Here is an 8,165-nt window from a genome sequence, read left to right as displayed (position 1 = left end):
AGCCGCTGCCGCCGCTGGGCCAGAAAATCTCGGTGGCGCGCGATGCCGCCTTTGCCTTCTGCTATCCGCATCTTTTGCAGGGCTGGCGGGCGCAGGGCGCCGAACTCACCTTCTTCTCGCCGCTGCATGACGGCGTGCCCGAGGCCGATGCCGATGCGGTGTTCCTGCCCGGCGGCTATCCGGAACTGCATGCCGGCCGGCTGGCCGGCAATCTGGCGCTGATGCGCAGCCTGAAAGCCGCCGCGGCGCGCGGGACCGCGATCTATGGCGAATGCGGCGGCTTCATGCTGCTGGGCCAGAGCCTGACCGATGCGGAAGGCCACAGCCACCAGATGGCCGGCCTGCTGCCGGTCGCGACCAGCTTCAAGATGCGCAAGCGCCAGCTCGGCTATCGCCGCATCGCCGCACTGGCCGATACGCCGCTCGGCCCCAAGGGCAGCCGCTTCCGCGGCCATGAATTCCATTATTCGGTACAGATGGGTCAGGCCGCCGGCGCCCCGCCGCTGTTTGCCGCCGCCGATGCCACCGGGGCCGATCTCGGCCCCACCGGCTGCCGCCAGGGCAGCGTGTTCGGCAGCTACCTGCATCTGATCGACCGGGAATAGGCCGGTCCGGCGAGCGCCCTTGCAGGCTGACTCGCCCCTGCTACGATCCGCCTGCTGACGACCGATTCGGTCTTAACCCTTCCTTTGCCGGTTCTGCGCTAGTCACCGCTTTCATGTTGTCGCGAGTCGTCCTTGGTCTGAGTCTGGTCCTGATCGCCCCGCCGCTGCTGGCAGCCGAGGCGAAGAAGACGCCGCTCACCCCAGTTGCAACCACCCCGGCCCCTGTCACCACAGCGCCCGCCATGGCGGCCCCGGTTGCCGCCAGCCAGACGGCACCGGCGACGATCCCGGACAAGGGCATCGATTCCGGCCTGCCGCTGCCGCGCTTTGTCAGCCTCGCCTCCGAGAAGGTGAATGCCCGCACCGGCCCCGGTTCGCGCTATCCGATTGCCTGGCAGTACCAGCGTCGCGGCCTGCCGGTGGAAGTGGTGGCCGAATACGAATACTGGCGCCGCATCCGCGACCATGACGGCACCGAGACCTGGGTGCACAAGAACCTGACCTCGGGCAAGCGCTATGCCACCGTCGAGGGCAGCGTGCGGTCGCTGTACAAAAAGGCCGACACCGCCACCGAAGTGCTGCTGACCGCCGAGCCCGGCGTGCAGGCACGGCTGCGCAAATGCCCCGATGTCGCCTGGTGCCAGGTGGAAATCGCCGGCACGCGGGGCTGGATTCCGCGTGCCCATCTCTGGGGCATCTATCCCAGCGAGACCTTCGACTAGGCCGCAACAGTCCTGCGGCAAGGGGTCGCGCTATCAATCGGACCCGGCTGCCCTATCTTGCCAAGCATGGCCCATCAGGACGAAACCGACACCACCCTGGCCGAAAGGCAAGCCCGCCGCGCCGCATTGGCGCCCGGCGCGCAGGTCGGCATCGACGAGGCCATGGTGCATCGCGTGGTGCACAGCTTCTATGGCCGCATCCGCGAAGATGCCCTGCTCGGGCCGATCTTCAATGGCGCGATCGGCGACCGCTGGGATACGCATCTGGCCAACATGGTGGATTTCTGGTCCTCGGTGGTGCTGATGACCGGCCGCTATGCCGGCCGGCCGATGCAGGCCCATCTCAAGCTCGATCACAACCGCCGCGAACAGGGCATGCCGCGGCTCGACCAGCCGCATTTCGATCGCTGGCTGGCGCTGTTCCGCGCCACGGTGGCCGAGATCTGCCCGCCTGATGCCGCCGCGCTGTTCGTCGCGCGCGCGGAAAAGATCGCGCAGTCCTTCGTGCTCGGCATCCGCTTCAATCGCGGCGAGATGCCGGACTGGCTCGGGCCGGCCAGAAGCGAACCGGTGAAAGATTAGGCGTGCAGCGGTTCGGCGTCCTTGGCGTAATGCGTCAGGCGCTGGCCCGGCAGCAGGTCGTAGGCCGATTGCCAGCCGGGCAGTGCCGCGATGCGATCAAGCCATGACCTGATCGCCGGATGCGTGGCGGCGAAATCGTAGCCGGTCTCGTCCGGCGGAAAATGCAGATAGGCCATCATCGAAATATCGGCCACGGTGAAACGGTCGCCGGCAGCGAAGGCCGATGACGCCACATGCTGTTCCAGGATGCCGAGGAAATCGTCCAGCCGGCGACGGAAATAGGTCAGCACCTGCGGATTGGGCTTTGGCGTGAAGCTGCGGTGAAAGCGATAGGTCGCCATATAACCGGTGAGCTTGTGGTTGTCCCAGAACAGCCAGCGCAGCACCTCGTATTTCTCGGCCGCCGTCTCGCCGCCGAACCTGCCGTAGTGTTCGGCCAGTTTCATCAGGATCGGCGCGGTCTGGGTCAGCTTGACGCCATCCTCCTCCAGCACCGGGATTTCGCCCATCGCATTCACGCTGGCGCGCCAGGCCGGTGTGCGGGTAACGCCGCCGCCGAAATCGGTCCAGACCGGCTCGAAACGCTGGCCGCAGAGCGTGAGCATCAGCGCCAGCTTGTAGCTGTTGCCCGATTCCGGAAAATAATGCAGGCGATAGGCAGGCATCGCGCCCTCAACTAGATATCGGCAAACACTTCCAGCAGATTGCCATCGGGATCGCGGAAGAACAGCGTGCGATGGCCAAAGGACTGATCGGTCGGCGGCGAGAGCAGGCTGACGCCCTGGCGCAGCAACTCCTCGGCGCAGCGATCCACATCCTGGACCGGCACCTTGAAGGCGAGCTGCAGGGCCGCGGTTCCTGCGGGCACCGGCGTGTCGCCCGCCGTGCGGCCCGGCATGGACAGGGCCAGCGTGTTGTTGCCCACCTGGTATTCGATCCAGCGCGGCGACAATTCGCGGAGCAGCGGGAAGCCGATGACGTCTTCATAGAAGCGGCGCATTGCCGCCATGTCGCGCACGATGATGACGGTATAGTCGATGGCGCGAATGGCCTGGAAGGCCGAGGCCGGCTTCGTGGTCTGCCCGCTCATGGCCGCAATCCTAATACAGCCGCGTCCTGTAGCCTTCCTCGATCACGGCCTCGACGGCCTTGACCTCCAGCCCCGCCACCTGGTCGGCGATCACCTTGCCGAGCGTGGGGAAACTGCTGCGCGGCACATGCTTTTCCGGGTTCCACAGATCCGAGCGCATCATCGCCTTGGCGCAGTGGAAGAATACCTCGCGCACGGTGATTTCCAGCGCCGAGCTGGGCAGCTTGCCCTGCGCCGTCATCGGTTCCAGCCGTGCCGGATCGGTGATCACCTTGGCGGTGCCGTTGACGCGCAGCGTCTCGTTGATACCGGGCACCAGGAACAGCAGGCCGACATGCGGGTGCTGCACCACATTGCGCAGGCTGTCGATCAGGTTGTTGCCGCGCCGGTCGGGCAGCAGCAGGGTGCTGTCGTTTTCCACATGCACGAAGCCCGGCGCATCGCCGCGCGGCGAACAGTCGGCGCCATCAGGCCCGCTGGTCGATAGCGTCAGAAACGGCGACAGCGCGATGAAGGCCCTGGCATGCTGGTCGAGGCGCGGAATGATCTTCCGCTGCACGGTGTCGTTGGGCAGGTCATAGCAGTCGCGCAGGGCGGCTTCGGTGGCAAGAACGGTCATGGCGGACTCCGCGCAAAGCTTCAGCTGGGGGCGATCCCAGCATGACGATTTACGCGGCGCAGGCCAATCTGAAAATTGTCCCTATTGACGCAACGCTGCCCGGACGGCGGCGCTTTAAGCGAAGTCCTGCGCCAGCGCCTCGCGCGTGGTGTCCGGCATCACGGCGATATGGCCGTAATTGGGATGCTCGATGGCGAGCAGCACGCGGGTACCGGGCGCCTTGAACGCCGCGACCTGTTCCGGCGTGAAGGGAAAACGCAGGAAATGCACCGAAGAGGTCTTGCCGTCCTCGCGGTTGCGCTCGGCATCATCTTCCGGCACGGCGCGCACTTTATGGCTGCCGAATTCCAGCACCACCGTCTGGTCGATATTGGTCAACTGCGCCAGCACGGCGGGACGGCGCACGCCATCATCCACCTCGATCATGAAGGTGCAGACCAGTTCGCTGCCCTTGGGGATCAGCGGCGCATAGGCATGCAGCTCGTCGGCAATCTGATCCTCGCCGCCCTTTTCGATGAACAGCATTTCGTGAATCTGCCACCACATGGTGGCGTAATTCTCGAAATAGAAGGTGCAGAAGGGGCCAACGCCGACACGGCGGTGCTTCTTGATGCCGACGATCTCGGTGCGCTTGTCCTTGCGCACCTTCACGAACTCGTCCATCGGCAGAATATCGGCGCGGGTGATCGTGGTCTTCAAACTCATCATACTCTCCTGTGTGCCGGAAGCCCCTCCGTCACCGGATACCGTTTAAATCAAGCCGTAAGCCTTGGCGAAGAGTTCGACCGGATGATCGGCCTTGGCCGGCAGGGTGAAGCCCTCTTTATCCTTGCCTTCGCGCTCCATGCCCTGGCGGATATGGATGGCGGCGAGCGGGCATTCCGATGCGATATGCGCCTTGGCTTCCTTCACCGCGGTGCGCGCCACCGGCTTGCCCACCTTCATGCCGATTTCGAAGAACTCCTTGCGCACGCCCCAGCTGCCGCCATGGCCGGCGCAGCGTTCGATCACGGCCAGGTCTTCGCCCGGCTTCATCTCGGGGATCAGCTTCATCAGCTCGGTGGCCTTGGCGCCCATATTCTGCGCCCGCGCATGACAGGCCAGATGCAGGGTGACGCCACCGGCCAGCGGCTTAAGCCCCGGGGCAAGGCCATCCTTCTTGGCGATGTCGACGATGTATTCGGAGATATCGAAGGTCGCCTGCGCCAGCTTCTTCACCAGCGGATCGTTGGGCAGAATCAGCGGCCATTCGAATTTCAGCATCAGCGCGCAGGACGGCACCAGCGCCACGATGTCGTAGCCCTGGTCGATCAGCGGCGCATAGAATTCCGCGACCACACGGGCTTTTTTCGCCACATCCTCGATATCGCCCTGTTCCAGGCGCGGCATGCCGCAGCAGCCGGGATAATCGACCCGCAGGTCGACACCATTATGCGCCAGAATCTTCTGCGCCGCGACGCCGATATCGGGATTGTTGTAGTTGCCGAAGCAGGTGGCATAGATCGCCGCCTTGCGTTTTCCAAACGCGGGAGCCTCTGCATTGACCGCGGCCGGCTCGGCTTTCGCGCGTGCCACCAGGGTTTTGGCGTTGAACTTCGGCAGTTCGGCATCGCGATGGATGTCGGCCACGGCTTCCATCACCGGGCGGGTCAGTGCATTGCCGCGTTCCGATGCCCAGTTGGCAATCGGCGCCACCAGGCCGGCGAGCTTGCCGTTGCGGTCGGTCTGCGACAGCTGGTCGCCGATCGCATCCTTGTGGCCGTGATGCCGCTCGGCGGCACGGTAGCGCAGCATCAGATGCGGGAAATCGAGATTGAACTCGTGCGGCGGCACATAGGGGCACTTGGTCATGTAGCACAGGTCGCAGAGCGTGCAGGCATCTACGATCGGCTTGAAATCCTTGGAGTCGACTTCATCCAGCTCGCCGGTCGGCGAGGCATCGACCAGATCGAACAGGCGCGGGAAACTGTCGCACAGATTGAAGCAACGGCGGCAGCCGTGGCAGATGTCGAGCACGCGCCGCATTTCGGCGTCGAGCTTTTCCAGATCGTAGAAATCAGGATTCTGCCAGTCCAGCGGATGCCGGGTCGGCGCGTCCAGGCTGCCTTCGCGCATTCAGTCCCCCAGAATTTGGGTGCGTCTAACGCATGAGAGACCGGCGGACACTTTCGTGTCCGCCGGATCGTCACGTCACCGGTAACGGGGACTCAGCCGAGCGTATCGAGGGCCTTCTGGAAACGGCCGGCATGGCTCTTTTCAGCCTTGGCGAGCGTTTCGAACCATTCGGCGATCTCGTCGAAGCCTTCCTCGCGGGCGGTCTTCGCCATGCCGGGATACATGTCGGTGTATTCGTGGGTCTCACCGGCAACGGCAGCCTTCAGGTTGGACGCGGTCGGGCCGATCGGCAGATCGGTGGCCGGGTCGCCCACTTCGGCCATGAATTCGAGATGGCCATGGGCATGGCCGGTCTCGCCTTCGGCGGTCGAACGGAACACGGCGGCGACGTCGTTGTAGCCTTCAACATCGGCCTTCTGGGCGAAATACAGATAGCGGCGGTTCGCCTGGCTTTCACCGGCGAAGGCTTCCTTCAGGTTGCCATGGGTCTTGGTGTTCTTGAGTGCAGGCATTGCTGGTCCTCCTTGTTGGCCGCGCCACCGGATGGGGCCCGGCAGCGGCATGTCCTGTTCTGGCCCCCGGACTGCCATACCCAGATCAGCGGGGCGGGGAGCAGCGGGACAGAGATTCGGAACGCGGAGGATTATGAACCGGCGCGACGATCAGTCAAGCTACGTTAGAATGATTCTAAAATCTGCGAATGGATCGCAGCTATCAGTCCTCAAGGCGGAGGATGACATCCACGCGGGCGATCTTGGCGCCTGGCGGTGCGGCCGGCAGTCTGGCCACGGCGATTTCGGCTTCCGGGATGTCGCGCAATTCGCCGCTGCGCTCGTAATAGAAATGGTGATGCGCCGACAGGTTGGTATCGAAATAGGCCCGGCCGGCATCCACCGTCACCATGCGCAGCAGACCGGCAGCGGTGAACTGGTGCAGGCAGTTATAGACGGTGGCGAGCGAAAGCCGGGCGCCGCGCTCGGCAGCCTCGGTGAACAGGCTTTCGGCGGTGACATGGCGATGCCCCTGGCCGAACAGGATTTCAGCCAGCACCAGACGCTGCCGCGTGGTGCGCAGACCAGCGACACGGAGCTGCTCGGCGGCAGCTTCGAAGCGGGGTTCAACCGACTTGACCATATATTCGATATATAGCACGCCGGCACAGACGGCCACAGGAATGTCATCTGGGCCGAATCTGCTTGCAATCACAACTGCTTGACCCATGCGGCCAGCCCGGATTGCAGAGCGGCCGGCAAAGTGATCGCGCTATTGTAACAAGATGCAACGAAACTGTTGCGGCTGGCCCCCGGATCACTACATTGTCCCCGGAAGGCGATGGTAGGCCCGCGACTTAGCGGAATTCGCCATGGAGGATCGCGCCCGCCCGGATGTTCCGGCGGCGCCAGACGGGTTGAGGATTTCACGACCGTGGAACGGAAGAACAGTTACAGCTACGAGGATTTGCTGGCTTGCGCGCATGGCACGCTGTTCGGCGAGGGCAATGCCCGTCTGCCGCTGCCGCCGATGCTGATGCTCGACCGCATCGTGAAGATCGTCAGCGAGGGCGGCAAATACGGCAAGGGCGAGATCGAGGCCGAACTCGACATCAAGCCCAACCTGTGGTTCTTCCCCTGCCATTTCGAGAATGACCCGATCATGCCGGGTTGCCTGGGGCTCGATGCCATGTGGCAGCTGGTCGGCTTTTTCCTCGGCTGGATGAAGGCGCCCGGCAAGGGCCGCGCGCTGAGTGTCGGCGAGGTGAAATTCTCCGACATGGTGACGCCGGCTGCCAAGAAGATCACCTTCAAGATCGATATCAAGCGGGTGCTGATGCGCAAGTTCGGCATCGCGATCGCTGACGGCACCATGTTTATCGACGGCAAGCCCGCCTATGAATGCAAGGACATGCGCGTCGGCGTATTCCCTGAAGGCATGGCCCCCGCTGCTGCGTAAATGGCCGCGGCCTGATCGAAAAAACCTGCTGGCCGCGAACTGTAATGGTTCTTGCACTATGATTGTTGTGGCCCGGCCATAGGATCCGGCCCGCATTTGAGGAGTCTCACGCCCATGCGTCGCGTCGTCGTCACCGGTCTCGGCATCACCTCTTCCATTGGCAACAATGCCGAGGAAGTTGCCGACAGCCTCAAGGCCGGCCGCTCCGGCATCGTGTTTGCCGATGAATATGCCAAGCTGAATTTCCGCAGCCAGGTGCATGGCACGGTGAAGATCGACCTGGAAGCCGCCATCGACCGGCGCCAGAAGCGCTTCATGGGCGATGGCGCCGCCTATGCCTATCTCGCCATGGAACAGGCGATCGCCGATAGCGGGCTTGAAGCCGGCGACATCATCAACCCGCGCACCGGGCTGATCGTCGGCTCCGGTGGCGCCTCGACGCGCAACCTGGTGGCCTCAGCCGACATCACCCGCGAGAAGGG

Annotated in this window: 11 protein-coding genes and 1 pseudogene; 5 read left to right on the top strand and 7 right to left on the bottom strand. The window is 63.9% G+C overall.

Annotated elements, in window-relative coordinates; all coding sequences use genetic code 11:
* From AAG799_RS21315 to AAG799_RS21305, 3 genes and pseudogenes are all read left to right on the top strand, one after another.
* A pseudogene (locus AAG799_RS21315) lies at positions 1-605 on the top strand (cobyrinic acid a,c-diamide synthase); the annotation flags it as partial.
* Between the two features lie 113 nt (positions 606-718).
* On the top strand, positions 719-1,327 hold the full coding sequence (locus AAG799_RS21310) for an SH3 domain-containing protein (RefSeq protein ID WP_341899011.1): 609 nt from the start codon (positions 719-721) through the stop codon (positions 1,325-1,327).
* 66 nt (positions 1,328-1,393) lie between these two features.
* Positions 1,394-1,909, top strand: coding sequence for a group III truncated hemoglobin (locus AAG799_RS21305; RefSeq protein ID WP_341899009.1), 516 nt, complete (start codon positions 1,394-1,396; stop codon positions 1,907-1,909).
* Here the strand turns inward: AAG799_RS21305 and AAG799_RS21300 are convergent.
* The 7 genes from AAG799_RS21300 to irrA all read right to left on the bottom strand — a co-directional run bounded on the left by AAG799_RS21300 (position 1,906) and on the right by irrA (position 6,903).
* Positions 1,906-2,574, bottom strand: coding sequence for a glutathione S-transferase family protein (locus AAG799_RS21300; protein WP_341899007.1), 669 nt, complete (start codon positions 2,572-2,574; stop codon positions 1,906-1,908). The genes AAG799_RS21305 and AAG799_RS21300 overlap by 4 nt on opposite strands.
* An 11-nt stretch (positions 2,575-2,585) precedes the next feature.
* Positions 2,586-2,999: a VOC family protein gene (locus AAG799_RS21295; protein WP_341899006.1), complete on the bottom strand. Its 414-nt coding sequence runs from the start codon at positions 2,997-2,999 to the stop codon at positions 2,586-2,588.
* Positions 3,000-3,009: 10 nt separating this feature from the next.
* Positions 3,010-3,618, bottom strand: coding sequence for a pyridoxamine 5'-phosphate oxidase family protein (locus AAG799_RS21290; protein ID WP_341899005.1), 609 nt, complete (start codon positions 3,616-3,618; stop codon positions 3,010-3,012).
* 114 nt (positions 3,619-3,732) lie between these two features.
* On the bottom strand, positions 3,733-4,323 hold the full coding sequence (locus tag AAG799_RS21285; RefSeq protein WP_341899004.1) for a DUF3501 family protein: 591 nt from the start codon (positions 4,321-4,323) through the stop codon (positions 3,733-3,735).
* A 45-nt stretch (positions 4,324-4,368) separates the two neighbouring features.
* The gene (locus tag AAG799_RS21280) at positions 4,369-5,733 is read right to left on the bottom strand and encodes a heterodisulfide reductase-related iron-sulfur binding cluster (protein ID WP_341899003.1); all 1,365 of its coding nucleotides are present in this window, start codon (positions 5,731-5,733) and stop codon (positions 4,369-4,371) included.
* A 92-nt stretch (positions 5,734-5,825) separates the two neighbouring features.
* Complete coding sequence (locus tag AAG799_RS21275; protein WP_341899001.1) at positions 5,826-6,245, bottom strand: rubrerythrin family protein; 420 nt, start codon at positions 6,243-6,245, stop codon at positions 5,826-5,828.
* A 202-nt stretch (positions 6,246-6,447) separates the two neighbouring features.
* Positions 6,448-6,903: an iron response transcriptional regulator IrrA gene (irrA, locus tag AAG799_RS21270; RefSeq protein WP_341899000.1), complete on the bottom strand. Its 456-nt coding sequence runs from the start codon at positions 6,901-6,903 to the stop codon at positions 6,448-6,450.
* 255 nt (positions 6,904-7,158) lie between these two features.
* On the opposite strand from irrA, the gene fabA reads away from it, so the two are divergent.
* Positions 7,159-7,683: a bifunctional 3-hydroxydecanoyl-ACP dehydratase/trans-2-decenoyl-ACP isomerase gene (gene fabA / locus AAG799_RS21265; protein WP_341898998.1), complete on the top strand. Its 525-nt coding sequence runs from the start codon at positions 7,159-7,161 to the stop codon at positions 7,681-7,683.
* Positions 7,684-7,797: 114 nt separating this feature from the next.
* On the top strand, positions 7,798-8,165 hold a 368-nt coding region (locus AAG799_RS21260; protein ID WP_341898997.1), incomplete at its 3' end, for a beta-ketoacyl synthase N-terminal-like domain-containing protein.

This window comes from Ferrovibrio terrae, from assembly GCF_943371255.1.
Lineage (GTDB): Bacteria > Pseudomonadota > Alphaproteobacteria > Ferrovibrionales > Ferrovibrionaceae > Ferrovibrio > Ferrovibrio terrae_B.
This window is presented reverse-complemented; position numbering and strand designations above follow the sequence as displayed.

Coding starts and splice junctions, on each gene's coding strand:
- AAG799_RS21305 (WP_341899009.1), top strand. CDS start 1,394: ATGGCCCATCAGGACGAAACCGACACCACCCTGGCCGAAAGGCAAGCC.
- AAG799_RS21285 (WP_341899004.1), bottom strand. CDS start 4,323: ATGAGTTTGAAGACCACGATCACCCGCGCCGATATTCTGCCGATGGAC.
- AAG799_RS21275 (WP_341899001.1), bottom strand. CDS start 6,245: ATGCCTGCACTCAAGAACACCAAGACCCATGGCAACCTGAAGGAAGCC.
- AAG799_RS21300 (WP_341899007.1), bottom strand. CDS start 2,574: ATGCCTGCCTATCGCCTGCATTATTTTCCGGAATCGGGCAACAGCTAC.
- AAG799_RS21310 (WP_341899011.1), top strand. CDS start 719: ATGTTGTCGCGAGTCGTCCTTGGTCTGAGTCTGGTCCTGATCGCCCCG.
- AAG799_RS21280 (WP_341899003.1), bottom strand. CDS start 5,733: ATGCGCGAAGGCAGCCTGGACGCGCCGACCCGGCATCCGCTGGACTGG.
- AAG799_RS21295 (WP_341899006.1), bottom strand. CDS start 2,999: ATGAGCGGGCAGACCACGAAGCCGGCCTCGGCCTTCCAGGCCATTCGC.
- AAG799_RS21290 (WP_341899005.1), bottom strand. CDS start 3,618: ATGACCGTTCTTGCCACCGAAGCCGCCCTGCGCGACTGCTATGACCTG.